The sequence below is a fragment of the Actinotignum timonense genome, from assembly GCF_900155575.1.
Taxonomy (GTDB): domain Bacteria; phylum Actinomycetota; class Actinomycetes; order Actinomycetales; family Actinomycetaceae; genus Actinotignum; species Actinotignum timonense.
On sequence record NZ_LT706966.1, the window covers coordinates 863,851 to 888,506 of the forward strand.

The window sequence follows — 24,656 nt, forward strand, 5'->3', positions numbered from 1 at the left end:
GCGCGCCCGGATGCTCCGATGTTCGTGGCCGGGCACCCGACGGCGCCGGTACCTGCGTATATGGACTTGTGGCGCGCGGAGGCTCGGGCGCTGTACCGGGTGTGCGAGGCCGTGCCGGATGCGGTTGTTGCGGGGGATTTTAATTCGACGGCGGACCATCAGGCTGCCCTCAGCCCCGGCTCTACCTGCCGCGATCTGGGGGCCGACGCCGGAATCGGCGCGGTGGGGACCTGGCCTACCACGGTGCCCGCGCTGCTGGCCTCGCCGATTGATCGGGTCATGAGTTCGGGGGCCTACCGCGGGGTGGCCGGGGAGATCATCGACCCGGATAACGCCAGCGACCACCGCGGCATCATCGTGCGGCTCAAGCCTGCCTATTAATCCTTAGAGAGGCTCGTCAAACGTAGGTGGTTCACTCTGCGAGAGCTTGGAGTGCGATGGCGCGGTTGTTACGCACCACGGAGCGCACCTGAATCTCTTCCCATTCCTGCATGCCGCGCTGGAGCGCTTCGCGTGCTTGCGGTGTGCATGCCACCCCGAACTCGTCAATAACGAAAAGAAGAACTTCTTCCAGGCAGGGCCGGAATCTGCGCCCACCTACCGGGAAGTGAACATCGGCAATTCGGGGAGTGCGCAGCGCATTCTTGAGGCGCCGGCGCGAGCGGCGGGAATGCTTGCCGCCCAGGAGCAAGGCGTGAGTCCATTCATCGCGATGGGAATGTACCTGGACATGTGCGCAGGGGATATTCGAGCGTGGCGAGCGAATATAATCCCACCGCACCAGGGGCTCTTTTCCAACTCTTCCGTGAATCACCGAGAAGGTTGATTCATTGACAGCTAGAAGCCCGGTTTTCGAATTGAGGAACACCTCGTAATCGAAGCGGACAATGAGGAAACGATCAACGCGAATATCTCCCGACAAGATTTTTGACGGGAAAGCCGCCTTTGCGGTTTCGTGTTTCACTAGCGAGAAACTGGGGTCAATTAGCTCCCCAATTAGCTGTAGATGCGCCGCGAACTTATCGGCGCACTCATTCAAATGTGCGTTCACCACGGTACAACTCCTCGAAGCGATCCAGGATTTCCATTTCGAAGTAGGCGTTAGTTTCTTTTGGCCCGAGCTGGTAGTTATCAGCGCGCCAGTCGAATTCTTCCCGGGTCATTCTGACCTCACGCAAGATTTCTTCCTTGCGCTCGAGAACCTCCTCCAATGAGTTGTAAACACGATCTGGTAAGCACAGCCGATCCTCGGCAATATCCATTTGTCTCACTCCTTCAATCGCCTCACGGCGAAGTAGTTATTGTGTGCTTCTCCGTCATTCTTGCATGGTATGCAAGCGCAAAAAAGACAGATCCACAACCTGTGGAAAACCGGGGAGCAATTCTGTGGATAACGTCCAAACCGCTGTGATCGCCTCCTCCATTACTTTCAACGCCTCTGCCCGCTCCTCTACCACCCCAATCCCACTCCTTGAAAACTTCCGTCCCCTAGAATGGAAGACGTGGATTTGGATACGCTCTCGGAATGGTCTCCGGTTGTTTTTGACCTCTTAGATATTTTCGGGGTGTTCGTGGCGGCCATCCTCGGCGGCATGGTGGCCCGCGAAAAATCCTTCGACATCGTCGGTTTCGTTATCGTGGCGATTATCAGCGCCCTGGGCGGTGGCATACTGCGCGATGTCCTCATCCAGCAGGCGCCGCTTCTCAAGGAACCGCCGGTGGCGCTCACCAATCCCTACTACCTTAGCTGCGCCCTGCTCGGGGCGCTGGTGGCGTATCTGCTGCGCCTGCGCGGCAAATGGGTGCGGCGTTTCATGACGGTCATGGACGCCGCCGTCATGGGCGCCTGGACCGCCACCGGCGTGATCAAGACTCTCAACGCGGGGCTGGGCGTGATGCCGGCTGTCATGATGGGCATGATTACCGCGGTGGGCGGCGGGCTCATCCGCGACATCACGGTGGGCCGCACTCCGGTGATTTTCGGTGGCAATACTCTCTACGCCACGGCTTCGCTTATCGCGGCCTTCCCGGCGGTGGTGCTGTGGTACAATCACGCGCCGATGCTTGCGATGGCGGTTTCTACCCTGCTCGCTTCCCTGCTGGTGATTCTGGCTCGCGTTTTCGAGTGGTCGCTGCCCGTGAACCGCGACTATTCCGTTAACGATACGCTCCAGCACGTGAGTTCTTCGCTCAGTCGCCGGATGCACCGGTTGCGTGATGAGGAGCATCGCCGCCAGGCGCGCGCGGAACGCCAGGAACGTGCGGTACGACGCCGCAACCAATCCCGCCAGTCGCTTCGCGCGCGGGCGCTGAGCAAGAAGAGCCAAGCGAATTCTTCCGGGTCGGGCGGCTCCGGCGATTCCGGGCCGAGCGGCTCGGGGAAGCCTTCCAGCGGCGGGCAATCATCAGGGAGCTAATCAGCGCACCCTTGCGCAACGCCCCGTTCGCAAAGGGTATACGTCGTGGTTTTCACGCCTCGCCCGTCCGAATGCTACGGGTCACACTGTGAATCACACTCTTAGACATTTAAAAGTGTTCCCCCGATTTTCGATGTCTGGCTGCGGTTTTGGCTGCTAACTATAATTCAGACTGCCAAAATCGCCCTGAGACTATTAAAATTCACATGCAGACTGCGAAAAATAGCATCAGACTATCAATTAAGACTGTGAAACTGTGAGTCTAACTGTGAGTCTGGCGTCCATGCTTTCAGTCTGCGTGCATTCCACTGCCGCACCATTCACGAGCCATTCGCTAACCATTGACCCACCGCCCGCGCGGTAACTACAGTTACCAACGTGACCCAAGATGCAAGCGAAGAAGCTTTTGCCGCCGCGGATTTTTACGAAAAAGCCGACGGCGGCCGCGGCCCCAATACGGTTGGCGCGCCGCTCGGCCAGGCACTCACACGTGTCTTGCTTGCGAATATCGAGCTCAACGCTGCGAACCGCAAGCTCGATACCGCGGTCGAGGAAGCGCGCGCATCTGGCGAAAGCTGGTCCGCCATCGGCCGCGTGCTCGGTATGACTCGCCAGGGCGCCAATAAACGTTTTTCTTAGCCGAAGCGCAGCGGGAGGCCTCGCCGTGCGGCCAGCGTGATTGACCCACCACCCGCGCCGTCGCTACATTTACTTATGTAACCGGGACTACAACCCACGCCGAAGGAGGCCATCGTTCCGATGTCGCTGTGATCCCCACTCAGCCCCGCTGAGACGCCGCACCCCGCACCCGCGTCCAAGGAGATCACCATGCCTGCCCTCATTCTTGACAATATTTCATTTTCCTTCACCGCCCGCCCGCTCCTCGACCGCATCACCCTGCGCCTCGCCGCCGCCGACCGCGCCGTCCTCATCGGCCCGAACGGTTGCGGCAAAACCACCTTGTTGCGCATCGCCGCAGGTCACCTCAGCCCCGAACGCGGCACCGTCACCCGCACCGGCGCCAGCACCATCCCGTGGAACCCCGTGCCGAACGACGCCGCCGCCGCGACCGTCGCGCACTTCCTCGAAAGCACCTTCGCGCCCGCGCGGGAACTACTCGCCCGTTTCGAAACGCTCAGCGCACGCCTGGGGGCGGGCGGCCCGGTCGCGGCCGAATACGACCGGCTATTATCCGAGATCACCCGCCTGGACCTGTGGTCCCTTGAGGATAGGGTCGACGACGCTTTGGCCGGTTTGGGCCTGGATATGTTGGCCGGGGGCGGGCGCTCGCGGGAGCTGGCCACGCTCTCCCCGGGCCAGCGCGCGCGGCTGAACTTGGCTGTCACCCTGGTGGCCCGCCCGCAGGTCCTGATTTTGGACGAGCCCACCAATCATCTGGATACGGAGGCGAGCGCGTACCTCAGCCATATGCTGCGTTCCTGGCCGGGCCCGGTGCTCATGTCCAGCCATGACCGGGCTTTTATTGAGGATGTTGCCACGCTCATTGTGGATATGGATGTGAGTGTATGGGCGCAGCTGGCGCGTGCCGAAGGTGGAGGTGAGGTGTGCGGGGTATGGGAGTGCCGCGGTACTTACACGGATTATCTTGAAGCCAAGCGTGATGCGGAGCAGCGCTACCGGGCGCTCTACCTGGCCCAACAAGAAGAAAAGACGCAGCTGCGTGCGCATCGCCAGGCGGCCGGCGGTATTGCCCGGGGCGGGGTGCGCTTGGCCAATGCGGAGGGCAAGGCGAAGAAGTTCTTCGCGGACCGCGCCCAGAGCACGGCCACCCGCCGCACCCGCCACGACGACCGCAAACTCGAAGCCCTCGCCACCCGGGAAGTACGCAAACCCCGCGGATACACGTTTACGTTCCCGGATTACGCTGGTGCGCCTACCCGCCAATCCGCCGGCCTGGCAGTATCCGCTCGCGCGGCAGCGGTTCCCGGCCGCCTCGCCCCGGTTACCTTTGACCTTTCCGACGGCGAACATCTCCTGGTGACCGGCGCCAACGGCAGCGGAAAATCCACGCTCCTCACCTGGATCGCCACTGGCACCCCGCCACCTGCCACGTCACCCGCCGCGGCACTGCCCGACTCGCTGCACCTCAGCGCGTCCTCTACCGCAGTGCAGCCCGCCGCCGTGCAGCACACCCCGGCCCAACATTCCGGCACTCTCTCCTGCGCGGGCCCGCTGGCTTTCGTCCCGCAACGCCTCCCGCGTTGCGGAGATCCCGGCTTCACTCCCGCGATCTGGAACTCCGGCATCGGCGAGCTTGGTACCGGCATCCTGCACCCATCCATGTGGGCCACCCCGATACCCGAGCTTTCGGCCGGTAACCAGCGCCGCGCCCAGCTCGCTCTCGCGCTCACGGCCAAGCCTGCTGTCCTCGTCATCGACGAACCCACCAACTACCTTGACCTGGCCGCCATGCACGCCCTCGAGGATTCCCTGGCCCGCTGGCCGGGCACGATCATCCTGGCCACCCATGACCGCTGGCTCATCACCCACTGGCCCGGCCCGCACCTCCACCTCACAACTGCAAAAAAGGAGTAGGCTGTATGCACATCGTAAGTTCGTTGGACTCATCTATGGGGTGATATTTATGACGGTTTCAACATCGACAAGGATTAATTTCCGTACGGACGTGAATACTAAACGAGAGGCTGAAACGCTCTTTGAGGAACTTGGTATTGACATGTCTACTGCGCTGAATATGTTTCTGAAGCAGGCTGTGCGTGAACAGGCACTTCCGATTCGCCCGGCGTTGTCGTACATCCCTAACGAAACAACTCGACGTGCAATTGCGCATGCGGAAGAAATCATGAAGGGGAATATCCCCGAAGATGGTGCGGTATTCGATGATACTGAAGAAGCCCTAAAGTTTTTGGATAGCTTGGTATGAGGGTTGTCTTTGATGGTCAGTTTCAAACTGACCTTAAATATGTAGTGCGTCAGCAGCCATACATTCAGGAGGAACTGCGTGAGCTGGTTGCTGCCGTTCGAGAGTTTGGCGAGATTCCACCGGGGTATAACCCGCATGAACTTACTAAAGCCCGGGGAACCTATACGGGATATTTTGGACTTCATCTCCAAGAAGGAAAATTTGATGTAATCGTTCTCTATCGGCGCCATCGTTCGGAACCTATTATTCGTTTTGTTCGCATTGGGTCGCACAGAGATATTTTTCAAGGGCGGGCTGTTTAGGTCTTTTCTAAGTGGGCGTGACGGAGATGGACCATTTTCAGGGTTCCACACTCGCGCGTTCGTTCGGCGCATAAAACTCCAGGGGTCCAAAAGCGAGCTTAGGTAAAAATCCACTAGCGGCGTTCACGAAGGCCAGTCGCGAGCGGCAGAAAAGGACCGGCCCTGGGCTCCCACCGAAGCGGGCAGCGGAACCGGTCATGTTGCGATCAGCCTAGCAAACTATTGCCCGGCATCCCAGCAAAATAAGTACCCGGGTAAGATTCCGCGCCAGGCTCCGCCACGAGCCACCGCCCGCTCCTTCATGCGCCCTAATTCGGCATAGGCTTATCGATCACCCGCCCGTTCGCCGCGGTCAAGTCCCACACCACGGTGCAGGCCGGAGTTTCCTCCCGCGTTGATCCATCCGACTGGCGCACCGCAATAGTGGTGCCCGGCTTTTTCACCGTGAAGTCGAAAGACTCAATCACATCGGTGTTCCGGTTGTATGCCACCCACCCCCGCGTGATCATCCACCCGTCGCCCTCCGAGCATCCCTCGAGGAGGCGACTATCGGCTGCCGGCACCGCGGTTCCCTCGCGCACGCTCCCGTGGAAGACGCCCCTCCCGTCCGCCAGCCCAAAATCGGCATGCTCAATCAGGAAACGCATATCGCTTTTCAGAACGGGGCCGCCGTCAGCATCGTCCGGCACCCGCGTGCGCACGGTATAGTCACTCGCCTCGTCGCCCGAGTAAGTCACCGCAATGCGCCGTTCGCCCACGTAATTGAGGTCCTCCGGGCCTCCCTTGGCGTTGTCCCAGTGGATAATTCCCATCTCCGCTTCTGCGAGTTCGTCCACGAACCTCAGCGCCTCGCGGGCAATCGCCTCGCTGGTGTCACCGCTGCCTGCATTCTGTTCCGCCGCCGAGGCGCTCGGGCTTGCAGAGTTCACCTCGCCGCCCGCCTTTTCCTTCAAGGCCGACGACGACGCCGCGCCGGTCTCGCTCCGCGATCCCGCCGCGGGGGCCTGGCTGCTACTCGTGCACGCCCCCATTAAGCACACCGCACATATCCCCGCCACGCCGCGGGCCACATTGTTCCATGCCATGCCTCATCCTACCGCGCCACAATAACCCATTGACGGGTAATTCCGGCGCCTGTTATAATTGAACCATCGAAACGGTTCGATGAGGAGGCGGTTTCATTCCAATGGCCACGATCAAAGATGTTGCCCGGCAGGCCGGAGTATCTATCTCAACGGTTTCCTATGCCCTTTCGGGGAAGCGCCCTGTTTCTGAGGCGACCCGCCAACGTGTGCAAAAAGCGATTGAGGAACTTGAGTTCCATCCCCAAGCTGGGGCGAAAATGTTGGCGTCAACGAAAACCGACATTATTGCTCTCTCCGCACCGATGCACGAAGCTACGGAACCCATTGCTTTCATGACCTTCGTTTTGGCAATTGTGACCGCTGCACGTCGTAAAGGCTATGACGTTGTCCTTCTTACCGAGAATGGCGAAGCTGCCGTGCAAGATATCGAGCGCGTCGTGAAAACGGGCCTCGTCGACGGTGTTGTGGTCATGGATGTCCAGGCCAATGACGAGCGTGCCGAATTGCTGAGAACGATGGATATACCGAGCGTATTTTTGGGCTTGCCCGATAACTACGAAGCATTGGCATGTGTCGACTTGGATTTCGAAGCCGCAACACGGCTTGCCGTAGACCAGTTAGTCGCTGCCGGGCATCGTTCTATCGCGTTCGTTGGCCATACCCAAATGCTTTACGACATTGGGAAGAATTTCGTGCTTCGCACCCGTGCCGAGTTCGAGCGCTATACCGCCGAACTGGGTATAGAAACAGTTTTCGTATCTTCGGATACCGAGAATATGCTTGCGGAAATTCGCAACACGCTCCCTGGTTGCACTGGCGTGCTCCTCGATTGTTCAGCTGTTCGAGTCCGGGATTTTCTCGATGAACTCAGCGTTGAAAAACAGCGGGGAACTGGCGATCCGCTCTCGATCCTCACCCTTGCATCGTCTTATGACACGTCATCCCTTAACCCGCCGCTTGACGCAGTTCCCCTTGAACCTGAGAAGTCGGGGCGGAACGCTGTTGAGCTTCTTATCGAACGAATTGGACAAGGTACCGGCCCCGAAGTCCATCTGTACACCCCGCGCTATATTTCGCGCGGATCAGTCTTCCAACTGGACGGAGGTCATTCCACGGCACACCACCAATAAGAAGGGATAAGCGGTAGAAAATGGCCCGGAATCTACAGCTGTCCCACCACCAACTTCAAAAAGACAACAATCGACACTCAATGAGGAGAGAAGATGTTATCGAAAAAGAAAATGACGGCGGTTGCAGTAGCAACTACAATCGCGCTTCTGGGAACTGCGTGTTCCGGAGGCGGGTCCGATAACGGTAAAGCTAATTCCGAGTCCGGCCAGACTCTCGTTATTTGGGATTATGAAGCGGATAATTCGGCAATGGGTAAGGCGTGGGACCGCGCCGTCGAAATTTTCCAGGAACGCCACCCTGATGTCACGGTCAAACGTGAAGCGCAAACCTTCGAGCAGATTCAGAAGAACGCGAAAATTGTTTTGACGGGTGACCAGGTTCCTGACGTTATGGAATACAACAAGGGTAACGCTACAGCGGGTCAGCTTGCTTCCCAGGGTTTGCTCACGGATCTCACCGATGTTGCGAAGGAGCGCGGGTGGGATAAGAAGCTTCCAGAATCCATCGCCCAAACTGCTAAATATGACGAGAACGGCCTCATGGGAAGCGGCAACTGGTACGGAATTCCCAACTACGGCGAATTTGTCTTTATGTACTACAACAAGAAGCTCTTCGATGAGGCTGGGCTCCAGGTTCCGAAGACCATGGATGAGCTCGTCGCCGTCATGGACGCATTCGTCGCGAAGGGAATCACTCCACTGGCAGAGGCCGGGTCGGAGTACCCCATGGGGCAATTGTGGTACACCCTCGCGCTTTCCAAGGCTGACAGCAAATTCGTACGTGATTACCAATTCTTCGATAACCCGGTGCAATGGACGTCTGGTCCCGCGGTTGAAGGCGCTAAGGTTCTTCAGGATTGGGTGAACAAGGGCTATATCAACAGCGCCGCCTCTGGCCTGACAGCCGAGGATATGGGGACCGGATTTATTTCCGGGAACTACCCAATGATGTTCTCCGGCTCGTGGTGGTTCGGCCGGCTTGCCGATGAGATGAAGGATCCGTGGGGACAATTTGTCTTCCCCGGTAACTTCGCTCCCGGTTCTTCAGGAAACCTCTGGGTTGTCCCGGAAAACGCAAAGAATAAGGAACTCGCCTACGAGTTCATCGATATCACACTCTCCGATGAAGTCCAGGCGATTTTCGGGGAACAAGGCGGACTGCCCGTCGTCGGTGGAACCGACAATATCACCGACGAAGCAACAAAGACGCTGACCGATAATTTCCAGAACCTGGCCAAGGATAACAAGCTGGCCTTCTACCCGGACTGGCCCGTCGCCGGATTCTACGATCAGCTCGTTTCCAATATGCAGTCGCTCATGAGTGGCTCAAAGACTCCGGAGCAGGCGATGCAGGACCTGCAAACGGCATACGAGGAGGGACGCGCGGACCTGCTCGAATGATGTGACGTTGCGGAAGGTTGTGGTGGCGGTCCTGGCCGCCACCACAGCTGATCGCAGATCACCCTAGAGGAGTGCGCTTGCCATGAGTACCACACACAAGCATCACATGAAAAAGAAATCCCGCCGCGGGTTTTGGCTCTACCTGATCCCAGGGGGAATCGGATTTACGATCATCATCCTCATCCCCTTCTTTTCAAATCTGTACTACTCGATGACGAAGTGGAAAGGCGGCGCATCGAAAAAACGGTGGGTCGGGTTCGATAACTACGTTTCCCTCATGCAGGATGCCGATTTTTGGATGTCCTTCAAGAACTCAGTAGCGATGATCATCGCGATGGTCATCATCCCTACTCTGATAGGGCTGCTGCTCGCGTCGATTCTCTTCGATTTCGTCGGGAGAAGTTTCAATAGCAAAATCGCATCATTTTTGCGGGCAACGTATTACCTGCCGCAGCTCCTTCCGGTTTCTATTGCTGGAATCGTCTGGAACTGGATCCTCAATGCTGAAACAGGAGCCCTCAATCAGATTCTGAGTGCGATAGGCGTTTCCTCGCCCCCGAACTGGTTGGGGTCAACCAGCACAGCACTGCCATCCGTGATGCTGGTTCTCATCTGGATCCAGATTGGCTACCCCACGGTTATCTTCATGTCAGCGCTGCAACGCGTTGATCCCGAACTCTACGAAGCCGCGGAGCTCGATGGTGCAGGGTGGATGCAGCGGTTCAAGGCCATCACTATTCCGCAGATTAAGCCGGAAACCTTCGTCATCGTTCTTACCTGCACGGTGGCATCGCTCAAGGTATTCGCACCGATTTACGTGCTTACCCGCGGTGGCCCTGAAGGTTCGACACTCGTGCCCTCGTACTATTCCTACCTCAACTTCTTCGACAAATCGAAAGTTGGTTATGGGGCGGCAATCGCAACTGTTCTAACCATCATTATCATCATCGTCGCCGTGGTCATTCAGTACTTCCAAAACCGCGCCGCGAAGAAAGACATGCTGGGGGTGTGACATGTCTAGTGAAACAACCCGCTTGGAAGCACCGGAAACTCCGAACGTTCCGCCCACTTCTCCCACGTCAGTCACGTCAGCAACGGCGACCACGTCAAGTAAACCGCGCCTCGTTCGGGTGAAGAACCGGGACCGTCATCATCGCGGTATCAAACGCTGGATCGTCCTGGCATTCGCGGTCCTATTTGGCTTACTCATGATCGCGCCGTTCCTGCTGATGATTATTAATGCGTTCAAGTCGCCAACGGATTATTCCTCCGGTGGTCCGCTCGCGCTTCCCACCGAGTTGTATACCGACGGTATCGCCGCTTTCTGGGATCGCGTTGAGTTCCCGGAGAAGGTGTGGAATTCGCTGTGGACCTCAGGTCTGGTCGCCTTCTTTGCGGTGATCATCTCGCTTTTCAACGCCTTCGCCATTGGCATCGGGCGGGTCAAGGGGAGTGCGGTCATTGTTGGCCTCTTCCTGCTCGCCAATATGCTGCCGCAGGAAGTGCTTATTTACCCGCTCTTCTCGATGGCGCAGAAAGTCGGCCTGAATGACAATTTGTGGAGCATCGTCATTATCTTCACGATTATCCAATCAGCATTCGGCACGTACCTGCTCGCCTCGGTTCTCGGCACCTTCCCACCTGCACTCCTGGAAGCAGCACAGCTCGATGGCGCCTCCCGCTGGACTATTTTGTGGCGAGTGGTGTTCCCGAATGTACGGCCCACGCTCGGGGTCCTCATGACTTTCTTCTTCATTTGGACGTGGAACGAGTTCTTCATTCCGCTCGTCATGCTGACCTCAAACGCAAACCAAACTGTTCCGATTGCCCTAGCATCACTACAAGGGGATCGTATGCTTGACGTTCCCACCCTCAACGGAGGAGCACTCCTATCGCTGATCCCAACATTTATCTTCTTCCTGATTTTCCAGCGCACACTTTCACGCGGCATTACCGCGGGCGCGCTCAAATAATGTCAGTTCTCGAACTAGATATGAGGTTACTGTGAAATTCACTAACGGTTTCTGGCTTGACCGCAAGGGTTGGACGATTGAACGGGCAAAGCAGATCCGCCAAGTTGCTCCGATCAGCATAGATGATCGGCCCGTACTTGAAGTCTTGGCGCCCATCAAAAATATCACTAGCCGAGGGGACACCCTTAACACAGGTCTTTTCGATATGGCCTTCGAACCAATTGCTCCCGGAGTAATTCGAGTCCGCCAGCATCGGTGGCGGAAAAACACTATTCCTCCCATTCAACCGGAACTCTCTTTCGATCCCACGTACCAGGGCTCTATTGACGAAAACTCTGAGGACTACCGCGTAACTGCGGATAATCTTTCTGTCACGGTTCCTCGCGAAGGCACATGGGATGGCATCCGTGTCTCGCTCAACGGCGAAAACATAACGGAAATGACCACGCGTTCTGTTGGGCTGGCAATCTCCCCAGACCAAGAGCGATATTCCTTCGCGCAATTTGTTCTCCAGCCCGGCGAACGCGTCTACGGATTGGGTGAACGGTTCGGTCATTTCGTGAAGAACGGCCAATCTGTTGACATCTGGAATGAAGACGGCGGCACGTCCTCAGAACAGGCATACAAAAACGTTCCCTTCTATATCTCAACTGCCGGCTACGGAATCCTTGTCCTTAACACCGGCGATGTGTCATTCGAAATCGGATCCGAGGCAGTCTCCCGTATCCAATTCTCGGTCAGCGGCGACGAACTGGAATACCTCATTATTGCCGGTCCCAGCCCGAAGGAGATCCTTGAGCGCTACACCGCGCTGACCGGGCGGCCGCCTAAGGTACCGGCCTGGTCCTACGGGCTGTGGCTAACAACCTCATTCACCACCAGCTACGACGAAGAAACAGTGATGTCCTTTATCGATGGAATGGCCGAGCGCGATATCCCGCTATCGGTTTTCCACTTCGATACCTTCTGGATGCGCGAGTTCCACTGGTGCGATTTCGTCTGGGATCCCGTCACGTTCCCGGATCCGCGCGGCCTTATCCAGCGAATCAAAGACAAGGGCCTCAAGGTCTGCGTCTGGATCAATCCGTATATTGCCCAACGCTCCCGCCTCTGGGAGGAAGGCGCGGAAAACGGCTACCTCGTGAAGCGAAGCGATGGCAGTATCTGGCACACCGACCTGTGGCAGGCAGGTCTATCCCTCGTCGATTTCACGAATCCCAAGGCTGCGCAATGGTACCGGGGGGAGTTGAAGAAACTACTCGATATGGGAGTGGATTGTTTCAAAACGGACTTCGGTGAACGCATTCCCGTGAGCGGTATTGCATGGCATAACGGTGCTGATCCAGTCAGCATGCACAACTACTACGCGCACCTCTACAACCGAACTGTTTTCGATCTCCTCACGGAGGAACGAGGCGAGGGCGAAGCTGTACTCTTCGCGCGTTCGGCAACCGTGGGAGGCCAGGCGATGCCCGTTCACTGGGGTGGCGACTGCGATTCAACCTATGCGTCCATGGGCGAGACCCTCAGGGGTGGGCTTTCCATCGCGATGTCAGGCTTCTCCTTCTGGAGTCACGATATTGGCGGCTTCGAAGGCATGCCAGACGCGGGCCTCTTCAAGCGCTGGCTCGCTTTCGGCCTGCTATCCTCGCACTCGCGATTGCACGGCTCGGGTACCGTCCGCGTCCCGTGGGTTTTCGACGAGGAAGCTGTGGAGGTGACGCGGCGTTTCGTTGATCTGAAGCTACGGCTTATGCCGTACATCGGCCAGGCTGCACGCGAAGCCCACAAAACTGGAACGCCTGTTTTGCGTCCGATGGTTCTTGAATTCCCCGAGGATCCCGCAACCCGCGAAATTGACACCCAGTTCATGCTCGGTTCAGATATTCTCGTCGCTCCGGTTTTCCGGCCGGACGGCAAGGTCACCTACTATCTCCCGGCCGGAAAATGGCGCAGTCTTTTCTCGGGAGACGTCCTCACCGGTTCGCGCTGGGTAACGGAAACCCACGGATACAGCACTCTTCCCGTCATGATTCGAGAAGGTGCCGTGATTCCCTTCGGCAAGAAGACCGATACTCCCGTCTATAACTGGGCCGATGGTGTTACTCTCGATGCCACCTCGCTTTTCGAGGGACAAACATATACCGTCACTATCCCGGCGTCCGATGCGGGAACGGGCGCACCGGATGTCACGTTCACGGTCGCGCACGTTGCCGGCGCTTGTGAAGTAACGACGACGACGCAGGCCGCTTGGAATCTCAAGTACCGGGGCCAAGAGTTCAGCTACGAAGCCGGCACAAGCACAGCAACTATTCGGCTGAGCGAAGGGAGCTAAAGAGATGTCTCAAGAAACCATGCAGTTCCCATCGGATTTTGTGTGGGGGACCGCAACAGCCTCCTATCAAATTGAAGGAGGGGTTCATGAAGGTGGCCGCGGGCCGTCAATCTGGGATACGTTTTCTCACACGCCCGGAAAGATCCATAGCGGTGACACTGGCGATACCGCTTGCGATCACTACCACCGATGGCAGGAAGATATCGGTATTATCGACTGGCTTGGAGTTGGCGCCTATCGTCTTTCTATCGCCTGGCCGCGTATCATGCCCACCGAAATGGGCGGCGTGAATCAGGCTGGTCTTGATTTCTACGGGAAGATTATCGACGCGCTCAACGCGCGAAATATCAAACCTGTTGTCACCCTCTACCATTGGGATCTCCCGCAGTATCTCCAGGATAAGGGCGGCTGGGCATCTCGAGATACCGCCTTCGCTTTCCAGGAGTACGCGCGGGTGCTCGCCCGTGAATTCGCGGGCAGAGTGTCGGTGTGGACTACCCTGAATGAGCCCTGGTGTTCTGCCTACCTCGGGTATGCCGCGGGAGTGCACGCTCCGGGAATTCAGGATCCGCAGCAGGCGATGCAGGCTGTACATCATCTCAACCTGGCACACGGGCTCGCCGCGATGGCGATTCGGGAGGAATGCGGGGCGGATGCGCAGATTTCGGTGACGCTGAATCTCCATGTTGTTCTCCCGGATGATCCGACTAACCCGAGTTCGCACGAGGCCGCTCAGCAGATCCGACTCCTGGGGAATGAGGCTTTCCTCGGGCCCATGCTTGAGGGCACGTATCCTCCAGAGCTAGTGGAGCTCACCTCGCGTGATGTGCGGTGGGATTTTATTCACGACGGCGATCTTGCGCTCATTAACCAGCCGTTGGATGTGCTGGGGGTCAATTACTATAACCCCACTAAGGTGCGGATGGCTCCGGAGGGTGCTGTTCCCGAACGCCATGACGGGCATGATCCTTCCGGGAAGTCGCCGTGGGTGAGCGCTGACCGGGTGGAATTCCTGGAGCTTCCGGGCGAAAAAACGGAGATGGGCTGGCCGATTGACGCGACCGGTCTCACGGAGTTGCTGCTCGAGTTGTCGGAGCGCTATCCGGATCTGCCCTTGATGGTCACGGAAAACGGAATGGCCGATGCTGATCCGAATGAGGTGACCGGGGGCCAGATTGATGACCCGAAGCGCATTTCCTACCTTCGTGACCATATCGCTGCGGTGCATGCGGCGATTGAGCAGGGTGCAGATGTTCGGGGCTACTTCGTGTGGTCGTTATTGGACAATTTCGAGTGGTCCTATGGGTATACCAAGCGATTCGGCATTGTCCACGTCAACTACACGACCCTCGAGCGCACCCCGAAGGCCTCCGCCCACTGGTACCGCAAGCTAATCCAGTCAGGACGAATCCCTGCGTAACGGAGCGACACCCGCCTTACCGGCGCCGGCCCATACCGGCCAAGGGGCAGACTAACGGGCTGGCGTTGGTGAGGAGGCGGTCATACGACGTCACGCACAAGGTCAGCAAACGAAGTGGGCGGGCGCGTCAAAAGGTTCGATTAACTGCGGAAAGCTCCTTGGATGTACTCATCTGCTTCTGGGCTTGGGCTGTTCCACCAGAAGCCAAGTACAGACGAAGCTCTACGGGCAACATCGCAAGCGGAAGCAAAGACCTTACGGCTGAGATCTTCATCGTTCTGGTGTGTCAGTTCGCTACGCACCTTGGGGTTGCGAACGTATTCGTTGGCAAATGATCGGACCCGTGTATCTGAATAGATTGCGCATGCAGGATAGCCTTCAGCTTGCCCGGCATCGGGTACCAGTTCTTGTATTAGCACCTGTATAAAGTCGAACTGGCACAACGAATTCAGTGAAGCGTCATCACGAGGTAAGTCTTCAACTGGTAGCTCTCCTTCGATATCTGGACGCAGCTCAGGTGTATGAGACATGAGCGCCCGGGCGGCATCAATCATCAACCCAGACTGCTCTGGAAAGAGGTTAGCTCTTGAAGCATTTACTTGTGTTTCACGTATCCAAGACCGGTAAGAGTCATCGGTGCCGCCTCGTAACACCATGGGGAGCAGTGTGCTCCAGCGTTTGTAGCGTACCGCTGCTGCCCCGATGAGGTAAAGGAAAACGATGACTTCAAGTTGGCGTTTCGTATCGTTGGATGCACTTTCGCGGATTTCGAATAGTTGATCCACCGCAAATGAGACCAAATCAAGGTTGTTGTACGCCAACGCTTGTACTGCAACAACAGCGATAATGGTCAGTTTCCGATCCTGTTGGGCATCTTCCGATTGGAGGGCTTTACGTAGAAGCTGTTCGACTGGAACCGTATCGGTGGCTGAAAGGTGCGAAGCAACTGCTACGCTCAACGAGCCGTAGCTCATGTCGAGTGACAAAGGGATGCTGAGCGCAGTACCTGAGCTATTGACCTGTAGCTTGGAAAGCTTCTTGATGAGGGTATCTATAGTGCGGTGGGTATCGTCACGTATCTGCTGATCGTGTGCTGAAAGAAGCCGTTCCCAGTGCCCATATCGCAAGGCAACGTTTTGGCTACCTTCACGCAGATACACGTCTCCAGCTCGAAATACCTGGCAATTCTTGCCAAGAGAGTCTGTGTAGTCACCTGACTTGCTCATCGGAATGGGATATGTCGTTCCAGGAGATACGGCGATCAATAGGACTTTACTGCCGTCAATATTGTGGATTTGGGACCGAATATCAATTGGTCCCTCTACATACTTAGACACTCGGTCACGAAGTTTCGCACTGTCATATTGATCCGGGTCAAAGTGCTCCTTCTGAGCTGGAATCGACCCATCATTATTCACTCCAACAATTAGGTGCCCGCCAGGATGCGTGTTCGCTAAGGCAACTATGTCTTTGGCGAATTTTACTCGCCCTTCAGCGTTATCGAGATCGAGGCGGAGCTTGTAGTCCAAGTGCTCATTCTCGCCCTGCAACAGCAGATTGTGAAGCATCTCCAGATCGGTGCGGGGTTCCCATCTATCCAAATTGCACCACCTGATTGATCATCACCGCGATGTCGTCGTTTTTCAGTTGTGGCTCGAAGCGGACCTTAACACCTGCTTCCTGCATAGATTCGAAGAACTTCTTTGCGGCCGTGATCTTGAGTTTTTCGGTTCCGCGCAGATCGTTCTTGTCCTTGACGTCTTTGGTTTCGACGATGAAGTTTAATGTCACGTCGCCGTCTTCAGTGTGTAGCACGTACATGAAGTCCGGGCTTGTGGTTCCGCCGAAATACAGCGGCACCTTGATGGAACGGCGCGGGATCTTACCGAAAACAACTACCTCATTAACTGAGGAGCGTTTGATGTTCTGCTGTTCAAGATCAGAGTCGTATACGAATGCATCGTAAAGATAACGCTCTGGCACCTTTGATTGCGTATCTCTGAACACTCCGACGTTGCCTTGTACGATGGAATCCAGTGGCTGACCGTCTGCGTTGGTCAATGCCGTGGGTCCAGTTATGCCTTCGATCTTTGTATAGGAGAAACGGTTGACGAAGGTGTCTTGCATCCAATTATGGAACTTAGATACGAACTTTGCTAAAGTCGCCTTCGTAAAGAAATCATCCGGCAGTTTCTGATCGGCATTTCTGCGAACAAGACCAGCATGAATTGCCTCTGTGGGCAAGAAAGTCTGCTTATAAGCCGCTTTCAGCCAATCTCCATAGGTGAGTGCATCTTCAATCTTGTAGGTATCTAACGCCTCAGATTGTGTAACCAGTTGTCCTGTTTCATCACGTTGAATACGTTCCTGCCTGACTAGACCTACTTGTTGAGAGTACACGTCCTCTTCGCATCCAAGGACGTAGTCGACACACTCTTGTAGCTCCGTATCTGTGAGTTCTTCAAGGCGTAGGTAGTACTTTTTGTTCACTAGCGTCCAAAGTGATTTGATTTTGGCGAAGTTATCTTTGCGGATATTAACGCGCAACGGTTTCTCAACCACTTTATCGTGCTTTAGCCCAGTATTAAACTCGGGGTACAGTGAAAACAGTTTTTCGGCTTTCCCTTCAATAATATTCTTATCGGTGTCGATTAGGTCCTGGGTTAGGAGCAGTATGAATAATTGTTTTTCTGTTTGTCCGTATTTAGCGGCGATTTGCTCCAAGAGTTTCCCGACGTTACGGGTGTCGGTGGCAGCCTCAGCGTTGATCTCGTTGATTAACCGGTTGGCGAAGTCAGCTTCGGTAAAGTCAATTAAATAGGTCAAGTAGAACTGTTCTCCAGCTATCCGGTTGCCATATTCGTCAACTGGCAGACGCAGCCCGCGACCGACTTCTTGGAGTTTAGAGATCTCAGATCCGGAAGATCGTAGTTTGACGATTTGGAACACGTTGGGATTATCCCACCCCTCGCGTAGCGTCCACTTGGAGAAAATGAACCGCATTGTGTTCCAAGTTCCATCGTGGTTGCGGAATGACAACAGCGATTCTTTATCACGTAAAATCGCATCCACTTCAGCTTGGATAGCCTCATCACTAGAGGAATTATCAGCCGAGAAATAGCCGCCATTCGTCGCTTGAACATCAGCCAAGGATGCCCGCAAGTATTCGACGTATTCGCGAGATAGCGAGTCACTAGGGGATTCAAAACCTGCAAGTCGACGTTTAATCTCCTCAGCCAGCAGTTCCTCGAACTTCAGCCGCAGATGCCCGTCGCGACCCTCTTCACCACGGTAGGAATCAATCGAATCAATGAAGAATAGGCTCAGTGTTTTCACCTTGCGGGCACGCCTGAAATTCTCCCACTCGGCATCAAAATGATTCACAATAGCACGCTCGAGCATCAATGCCTGATAAGTGTCTGAATACACTCCAGAGGTGATGGTGTCCCCGCGCGCGAGGATTTGCCCGTTCGATAACGTGACACCGGACTTAATCGCAGGACTCTCAGTCTTACCAACGCCCTCGACCGTGATGCCGGCGAAATTGCCGTCAACGTTGCCCAGGCTATCGCCAAGGTTCAGCTCAAAAGTCTTCTTCGAATCCTCATCTCTAAATGTGGCCGTCTTGGGTTTAGATGCCGACAGGCTTGTCAGTTTCAACCGCACCGACCTCTCGGCGGGGTTCTGCGGGTACTGCACTGCAACACCCTTAACCAGCTGATCATTGAACGCCTCAATAGAGCCAAGGTTAAATACCAAGTTGTTGTAATCAACCACCCCGCTCTTTTCGGCTTTAGGGAACGTTGCACCAAACCGGATAACCGCTTGAGGGTGAATTTGCTCGATCAGGGTATTCCAGGCTTTATTCTCTTTGCGGAAACGGTGCGGCTCATCAATCAATACAATCGGACGAGTATCGGCCAATGCCTCATACGGCACCGATGCCGAACCGAGGACGGTCTGGTCATAATCCTTGGCCATCGTCGCCTTTGACTGCAACATACCATCAGTCATCAACAAGCAATTAATCCGGTTACGCTGCAACCTGGAAGCAGAAGCAAAGGAGGTCACCGCTGTAGGAAACATCTTGCGGCCTTTAGAACGCTTCTGAGGATTGAGTACCTCTAAAGATAATCTTGTCTGCATCCCATAGATATCGGCGAAATGTTCACGGGCGTAGTCGGACTCGATAAAGTTCCGTGTGCCTTCCTTAATCGGTGTTGAGGGCACCAGAATAATAAACTTGTTGAACCCGAAGCGCTTATGTAATTCGAACATAGCACGCGTATACACGTATGTTTTACCGGTACCAGTCTCCATACGTACATCGACGCCAAGGTAAGCATCCCCCTGCCGGGTGCGCAGGCATTTAGCAATAGCCGGAACACCCTCTAGCTGGCCCTGCTGAATCTCGGCGATATTCTCCGCAATTTTCGGATCGCCAACATCGAAAACAGGGTTCGCCTCATTACGGGACGAATAATCCAGCTCAACACCATCAAACACGTGCCCAAGCGCGGCAATAGCCTGCGTCTGATGCTCAAGAGTCTGCAGACGAATCTTCATTGGCTCTAGAACCTCTCGATTACTTCAACGCTCTGCCCTGATTTGAGCACCGATAGATTCTTCTTCAACTCATGCATCACGCTAAAGGTCACCGAATACGGGAACACCACCACACGGCTCAACTGCAACTCGTTAGTCTCAAGCCGGCGCACTAGCTCCTGCAGATCCTCCGACGTGATTCCGGGATTGATGATGTAAGCCGAATCCTCGCAAACATCTAACACGTAACCCACAAGCTCGACCTTGCGGGGCTTAGCAAGCAGCCCGAAACCGTCCTGGTTCAGCCACGTAGTCAAAACTACTTCTCGACCAGGAGTGCCATCAAGATCAAATTTCGACACATAATCCCCAGCAAGAACTTCTGCCGGATCTGGGGTGAAGGAATCAAGCTCATCCAAAGTCTTTATCTTCGGTGACTCAAGACGCACGAGCTTGAAGCCATAATCAATGTCCGCGTCAGTGTCCTCCTTGATCTTGGCGGCCGCGCGCTTAATCCGCTCACGACCAATCTCATCAATCGTGCGAAAACCATCTCTGTAAGCAACTCGCGAAGCGCTTGAAATCGAGTCCGGTGCTACCAGCTCGGGTATCTGCACAAGAATCCATCGCCGTGTTGAAGAGGTTTCGGCATTAAGACGCAAAGCAGCTTCCGCAGTTGTTGCCGAACCTGAAAAGAAATCTACATAAATCCCGTCAGAGGGCATGAGGGATAGTAGGTATTTGATTAAGTTTAGGGGCTTGGGGTAATCGAAGTATTTTTCTCCTAATACTGAGATCGCATCTGCCGTCCCTCGGGCGGAGCTAACTCCGTCTAGATCACTAACCGAAAGTCCGTCGATTTCAAGTAAATTCTTCGGAGGTACACCTCTGTTTATAGGAGTATCTGTGTTATCTACAAGTAAGTACTGCTTGAAATAAACAGACCAACTTCCATTTCGTTGTTTACACAAAATAAAGCCATTTTTAAGACCCCATTTGACCTTTTCCTGGTTCCATCTCCAGTTCCAATGTTCAATTTTCGTCGTGCTATTTCCAGGCCACAATTCTGTTCCATCAGGCATAGGTATTGGATAGTTCAGAGAATCTGAATAATGATTCCCTGTCATCCGGCGGTCAAGTTTATTTTCCTTGTAAGGGCCCCTGCAAGGGAAATGTTCATCCCTTCTCCTGTACGTATTGGCGTCGGGGGCCACGCCTTTGAATTCTGCATCAGCGGCATTCTTTGCGTAAGTCACGACATATTCAGTGACTGTCTTCAAGTCAGAGCCGGTATTTGATCCAGGAGTTGATTTCCAAATTAGGGTTCCTATTGAGTTTTGCTCGCCAAAGACCTCATCACACAACAGAGTAAGATTAGCCTGTTCGTTTTCATCAATACTGATAAAGATCACACCGTCATCACTCAGAAGCTCCCTGGCTAGCACGAGGCGTGGATATATAAAGGTGAGCCATGCGGAGTGGGATGATTTGCCTTGCATGTCGAGTATGCGTTCGGCTTCGTCTTCACTGATGCCAATTCGTTCGACGAGCTGCTGGGCGGTGAATCCGAAATCGTCGTTGTACACAAATCCGTCAGATCCTGTATTGTACGGCGGGTCGATATAGATGCACTTGACCTTGCCTGCGTACGACTTGACCAGATGTTGGAGGGCGTCGAGGTTGTCGCCGACTATGTAAAGATTCTCGGAGTCTTTGTTCTCGGGTTCGGCATTGTGCTCCAGGTCAGGAACCACGACGGTTTCGGTCTCTAAACCCGCTAGGTATTTCGCGTATGACTTGCCGAGGAATTTCAGCTCGTAGCCTTCGCGTGTGAGGTTCAGGTCTTCTTCTTTGAGCATTTGCTCGAATCTGTCGAGCATGAAGGAGCCTTGCTCATCGAAGTACTCGGGAAAGGCGATTCGCAACCGTTCGATCTGCGCACTGTTAGGCGTGATGGTTTCGTTGTGCTCGCGGGCTTCACGGTTCATCGTAGGTACCCCTTTCGATTCTTAGGTTGAGCATAGTTCTTGCTCAAATTACGGGTGAGGGAACCGTTGCGGCGTGCCCTGTACGTCCTCAGTCTACCCGTCACTCGTGCGGTTTCCCTGCTGGCTCGCTGCTTCTGCTCGGATGCCGCTGGGCCAGGTAGGTGCTGAAGAACACTGCGAAGGCGACGAGCCAGAGCCAGGCCAGGCCGGAGTACCAGTTGAGGCCGCCGAAGAGCGTGATGCGGGGTAGCTCGGTTGCGATGATGAAAGAGATGCCGAAGAAAGCACCGTAGATGGTATCCAAGACATAGCCCCACGGACTTCGCACGCCACGCGCCCGGCGCAGGGCTGCCGCAGCTTTGGTGAGAAGCACGCTCGCCGCCAGGTAAACGAGGGTGGAAGTCCAGAACATCCACATCTCCACCTCCGGATCACCGGTGGCCCAGAACAGGAGTATCGCCGCAGTCAATCCGGCAACGACCACGATGAGCAAAGTAGCACCCTTGCGGTAGCGGTACGCCCTCTCGGCGGATTTCTCGCGGTTCTTGGGTGCGTGTGTGGAATCTACGGATGCGGGCCTGGAGCTTGCGGGTGCTTGCGCAGAATCGGCGGGTGCTTGCGTGGTGTCTGTGTGCTGCTGCGTAGGTTCTTGTGTGACATCCTCGTTCATAGGATAATTATGGCCGATATTCAATGGCGAAGGGAATGGTCTATGGCAGACGCACCGCAGCATCGGCAGCTAAGCAGGAAAGTCCCCATTGGTAAGATCGCAAGCTTTCTGATCATCCTCCTCGTCGGCTTCGGGTTTGCCCTCGCGGTGGTTTTCCTTGCTGGCCGGCATTCCTTCCCGCTATGGAGCTTCGTCGTCGTACTTATTCTTTTTAGCATCGCCAGTTTCTACATGACGCGCGCGGTGGGGCGAACGCCGCGGCGCTTCGGATACCTCCTCGACACCGGCTACGGAATCATTGCCGGGCTGTCCTTCCTGGTGTTTCAGTACGCGTACGAATCGATTCGGTGGCCGTCGTTCCTGCTGGTGGTGTGGATGCTGGTGACCTCGATGGGGTGCAGCGCGTATATCGACAAGCGGCACCCGGCACCGCGGGGTGGTGCGGGTTCAGAAGAGAAGTGACGGTGTGTGAAGACCGGCCCTGACCCACTCGCGAGGCGGATGGGCGGGCCGGTACTGGTGAATAAACTCTAGCAATGCCGCGGCAAAGGCTCAAGACCGCGGACGAAGCTCAAGACCGCGGCTGCTGCTCAAGACCTACTTCGCCCGGAAAGCGTAGTAGGCCGGTTTGGAATCGGGGGTGGAATAGTCGGTGCCGACGAAGCCGTAGCCGGGCACGGCATCGGTTATGGTGGCGGGCACTGACCAGACCGGGGCCTCGCCCTGGTTCCAGTCGAAAGCAAAGGTGGCGTCACGGGAATCCTCACGGTAACCCGTCAACACAATCCCGTTACCGAGCGCCGCAAAATCCAAGCTAGCGCTCGCGAGCGGAATCTCCCGCAGCTGACCCGCCGCCACTACCGTGGTGGTAGATCCGGTCAAGCTAGAAAGATACGTCACCCCGCCCGGCACGCAGGCGGAGATCGCCACCTGATACCGCGCGGCGGAACTCGCCGGCTGCTGCCCGAGCAGTTTCTCCAGATTCTCCCGCAGCTGCGCGTTACTCGCTTGCGGAGCCGGGCAGCTAGCCTCCCGCACCGACACTTCTCCAGGCAACGGTGCCCCGGTGCTCACCTTCCCCTCCAGCGTGATAGCCAGATTGGCCTCCGGGATGAACCAGCCATCCGTGGTTGGCACGACCGAGGCGCTTTCCACATCCTCCGCCTCCACCGAACCAGAACCACGAGTGCGGCCTCCGGAATCGAAAACAGTCCAGTTGACCGTGGTGCTCTCCCGATCAAAAAGCAGCAGCTCCCCGCTCGGCGCCACGTGAAAATTCCCGAGCGAGGCGGGGCGGGTTATTTCGTGCAGCACCGCGCCGTCCGTGGGGGAGAGCCAAGAGAAACGATCCTCGCGGCCCCCAGCTTGGGAGAGCAGCACCCCGGGCGCGAAAGCCTGCGCCTCCGAACTGCTCTGCCAGATCACCGCGCCATCCGCCGCCGCACGCAAAGTGGCAGGAGTGTCCGAAATATATGAGCTGGCGAAGGGATTCCCCCAGTAATTTGGCGTGCACCACATATTCGCGGTGTCACCAGCCTGGGTACACGTGAGCTCCCCAGGCAAGGAATAACGCAGCTGCCCGGTTTCCGTGTCATAAAAGCTCGTGGAATCCGCCTTAGCGTTGTAGCCGCCGAAAACGTGCCCGGCGGGGATAACGAAAGGCCGATCCAGGAAGGCAGGAATGTGTGATTCCGTACGCACCGCCTGCGTTTCGGCAAGATTCTGGGGGACGGGTGCGTAAGTAGCCAGCGGCTGCGCGCCAGCCTCGGGAACCGCGGCGTTCGCAGCGCCCCCGGCGCCGCCGGAATCTGCGCCGCCGGAATCTTCAGCGTTCTGCGCGCTCCCCACCTCGGCCGGCGGATCGCTTACCTCATCTTCCATATCGGCAAGGAAGAACCCGGCCGGGAAGCACACAAAAACAATGATGAGCCACCAGAAGAGGCCGCGGTCCTTCTTTTTCTTCGGCTCCTCGGGTGGCGGCGCGGTATTGACCCGCGTTGTGCCGGTGGTATGCGTTGCGCCGTAGGATCCGGTTGCGCCGGTGGCGTGCGCCGCGCCGTAGGGCCCGGTTGCGCCGCCGGCCTGCTGCGCGCTCGCGCTCGCGGGATAGGGGACCGGCGGAACTGTAGGCAGCAGTTGCGCCGAACTTGCGTAAGCCTGGCGCATTGCCCGCTCATCGCGAGGATGCGGTTTCGTGCGGGAGCTTTGGCGAGTGCGCGAGAGCTCTTTGCCCCGCGAGCCCGCGCTAACTCGCCCACCCGCGCTACCCCGCGCGCCTTCCTTCGCCCGCGCCACCACCGGCCGGCGCTCGCCTTCCGGCTCCGAGAAAGCCGAGCCGGCACCGGCGCGCGGCGGGCTTTCCGAAAATGCCGAACGGTGCGCGCGGGTCTGCCATTCGGCCAGGTCTTGGGCGCGTTTACGTTGGCGGCGGCGTTTGAACCAGCCGCGTGCGCCGTCGTCGTCGCTAAAAGCTGAACCACGCATG

Annotated in this window: 21 protein-coding genes; 13 read left to right on the forward strand and 8 right to left on the reverse strand. The window is 56.3% G+C overall.

All coding sequences use genetic code 11. The features are described from left to right. A partial coding sequence (locus CZ322_RS09970; RefSeq protein WP_327078485.1) for an endonuclease/exonuclease/phosphatase family protein occupies positions 1-381 on the forward strand: 381 nt, incomplete at its 5' end. A 31-nt stretch (positions 382-412) separates the two neighbouring features. Here CZ322_RS09970 and CZ322_RS03615 read toward each other — a convergent pair. Together CZ322_RS03615 and CZ322_RS03620 are read right to left on the reverse strand one after the other, a co-directional pair. Beyond that, positions 413-964: a hypothetical protein gene (locus tag CZ322_RS03615; RefSeq protein ID WP_234984445.1), complete on the reverse strand. Its 552-nt coding sequence runs from the start codon at positions 962-964 to the stop codon at positions 413-415. 67 nt (positions 965-1,031) lie between these two features. After that, positions 1,032-1,262: a hypothetical protein gene (locus CZ322_RS03620; RefSeq protein ID WP_087070256.1), complete on the reverse strand. Its 231-nt coding sequence runs from the start codon at positions 1,260-1,262 to the stop codon at positions 1,032-1,034. Positions 1,263-1,493: 231 nt separating this feature from the next. On the opposite strand from CZ322_RS03620, the gene CZ322_RS03625 reads away from it, so the two are divergent. The 5 genes from CZ322_RS03625 (at position 1,494) to CZ322_RS03650 (ending at position 5,624) form a co-directional block, all read left to right on the forward strand. Further along, positions 1,494-2,417, forward strand: coding sequence for a trimeric intracellular cation channel family protein (locus CZ322_RS03625; RefSeq protein WP_087070257.1), 924 nt, complete (start codon positions 1,494-1,496; stop codon positions 2,415-2,417). A 378-nt stretch (positions 2,418-2,795) separates the two neighbouring features. Beyond that, on the forward strand, positions 2,796-3,056 hold the full coding sequence (locus tag CZ322_RS03630) for a hypothetical protein (protein WP_087070258.1): 261 nt from the start codon (positions 2,796-2,798) through the stop codon (positions 3,054-3,056). 189 nt (positions 3,057-3,245) lie between these two features. Beyond that, complete coding sequence (locus CZ322_RS03640; protein ID WP_087070260.1) at positions 3,246-4,973, forward strand: ABC-F family ATP-binding cassette domain-containing protein; 1,728 nt, start codon at positions 3,246-3,248, stop codon at positions 4,971-4,973. Between the two features lie 49 nt (positions 4,974-5,022). Continuing rightward, positions 5,023-5,322: a type II toxin-antitoxin system RelB/DinJ family antitoxin gene (locus CZ322_RS03645; protein ID WP_087070261.1), complete on the forward strand. Its 300-nt coding sequence runs from the start codon at positions 5,023-5,025 to the stop codon at positions 5,320-5,322. Next, the gene (locus CZ322_RS03650) at positions 5,319-5,624 is read left to right on the forward strand and encodes a type II toxin-antitoxin system mRNA interferase toxin, RelE/StbE family (RefSeq protein ID WP_087070262.1); all 306 of its coding nucleotides are present in this window, start codon (positions 5,319-5,321) and stop codon (positions 5,622-5,624) included. Before CZ322_RS03645 ends, CZ322_RS03650 begins: the two co-directional genes overlap by 4 nt. A gap of 308 nt (positions 5,625-5,932) precedes the next feature. Here the strand turns inward: CZ322_RS03650 and CZ322_RS10085 are convergent, their stop codons facing one another. Then, the gene (locus CZ322_RS10085) at positions 5,933-6,709 is read right to left on the reverse strand and encodes a hypothetical protein (RefSeq protein ID WP_180948676.1); all 777 of its coding nucleotides are present in this window, start codon (positions 6,707-6,709) and stop codon (positions 5,933-5,935) included. Positions 6,710-6,810: 101 nt separating this feature from the next. On the opposite strand from CZ322_RS10085, the gene CZ322_RS03660 reads away from it, so the two are divergent. The 6 genes from CZ322_RS03660 (at position 6,811) to CZ322_RS03685 (ending at position 14,968) form a co-directional block, all read left to right on the forward strand. Next, the gene (locus CZ322_RS03660; RefSeq protein WP_087070264.1) at positions 6,811-7,839 is read left to right on the forward strand and encodes a LacI family DNA-binding transcriptional regulator; all 1,029 of its coding nucleotides are present in this window, start codon (positions 6,811-6,813) and stop codon (positions 7,837-7,839) included. A gap of 93 nt (positions 7,840-7,932) precedes the next feature. After that, entirely contained in the window at positions 7,933-9,240 is a 1,308-nt protein-coding gene (locus CZ322_RS03665; RefSeq protein ID WP_087070265.1) for an ABC transporter substrate-binding protein, read from the forward strand. A gap of 82 nt (positions 9,241-9,322) precedes the next feature. Further along, positions 9,323-10,252, forward strand: coding sequence for a carbohydrate ABC transporter permease (locus CZ322_RS03670; protein WP_087070266.1), 930 nt, complete (start codon positions 9,323-9,325; stop codon positions 10,250-10,252). A 1-nt stretch (position 10,253) separates the two neighbouring features. Beyond that, positions 10,254-11,213 carry a carbohydrate ABC transporter permease gene (locus tag CZ322_RS03675; RefSeq protein ID WP_087070267.1) on the forward strand — a complete coding sequence of 320 codons (960 nt, stop codon included), beginning with the start codon at positions 10,254-10,256 and terminating at the stop codon, positions 11,211-11,213. Positions 11,214-11,244: 31 nt separating this feature from the next. Beyond that, positions 11,245-13,548 (forward strand): alpha-xylosidase, encoded by a 2,304-nt coding sequence (gene yicI / locus CZ322_RS03680; protein WP_087070268.1) that lies wholly within the window; start codon positions 11,245-11,247, stop codon positions 13,546-13,548. Positions 13,549-13,552: 4 nt separating this feature from the next. Beyond that, complete coding sequence (locus tag CZ322_RS03685; RefSeq protein WP_087070269.1) at positions 13,553-14,968, forward strand: GH1 family beta-glucosidase; 1,416 nt, start codon at positions 13,553-13,555, stop codon at positions 14,966-14,968. A gap of 140 nt (positions 14,969-15,108) precedes the next feature. Here the strand turns inward: CZ322_RS03685 and CZ322_RS03690 are convergent, their stop codons facing one another. From CZ322_RS03690 to CZ322_RS03705, 4 genes are all read right to left on the reverse strand, one after another. Further along, positions 15,109-16,536: an AlbA family DNA-binding domain-containing protein gene (locus CZ322_RS03690; RefSeq protein WP_087070270.1), complete on the reverse strand. Its 1,428-nt coding sequence runs from the start codon at positions 16,534-16,536 to the stop codon at positions 15,109-15,111. A 25-nt stretch (positions 16,537-16,561) separates the two neighbouring features. Beyond that, a complete protein-coding gene (locus tag CZ322_RS03695) occupies positions 16,562-19,534 on the reverse strand; it encodes a type III restriction-modification system endonuclease (protein WP_087070271.1) in 2,973 nt (990 codons plus the stop codon). A gap of 5 nt (positions 19,535-19,539) precedes the next feature. Continuing rightward, on the reverse strand, positions 19,540-21,501 hold the full coding sequence (locus CZ322_RS03700; RefSeq protein ID WP_087070272.1) for a site-specific DNA-methyltransferase: 1,962 nt from the start codon (positions 21,499-21,501) through the stop codon (positions 19,540-19,542). Between the two features lie 100 nt (positions 21,502-21,601). Continuing rightward, positions 21,602-22,171 (reverse strand): hypothetical protein, encoded by a 570-nt coding sequence (locus tag CZ322_RS03705; protein WP_101657656.1) that lies wholly within the window; start codon positions 22,169-22,171, stop codon positions 21,602-21,604. Positions 22,172-22,180: 9 nt separating this feature from the next. Between CZ322_RS03705 and CZ322_RS03710 the strand changes: the two genes are divergently transcribed. Then, positions 22,181-22,633, forward strand: coding sequence for a hypothetical protein (locus tag CZ322_RS03710; RefSeq protein ID WP_101657657.1), 453 nt, complete (start codon positions 22,181-22,183; stop codon positions 22,631-22,633). 135 nt (positions 22,634-22,768) lie between these two features. On the opposite strand, the gene CZ322_RS03715 is transcribed toward CZ322_RS03710, so the two are convergent. Continuing rightward, entirely contained in the window at positions 22,769-24,655 is a 1,887-nt protein-coding gene (locus CZ322_RS03715; RefSeq protein ID WP_087070275.1) for a hypothetical protein, read from the reverse strand. Position 24,656: the final 1 nt, after the last annotated feature.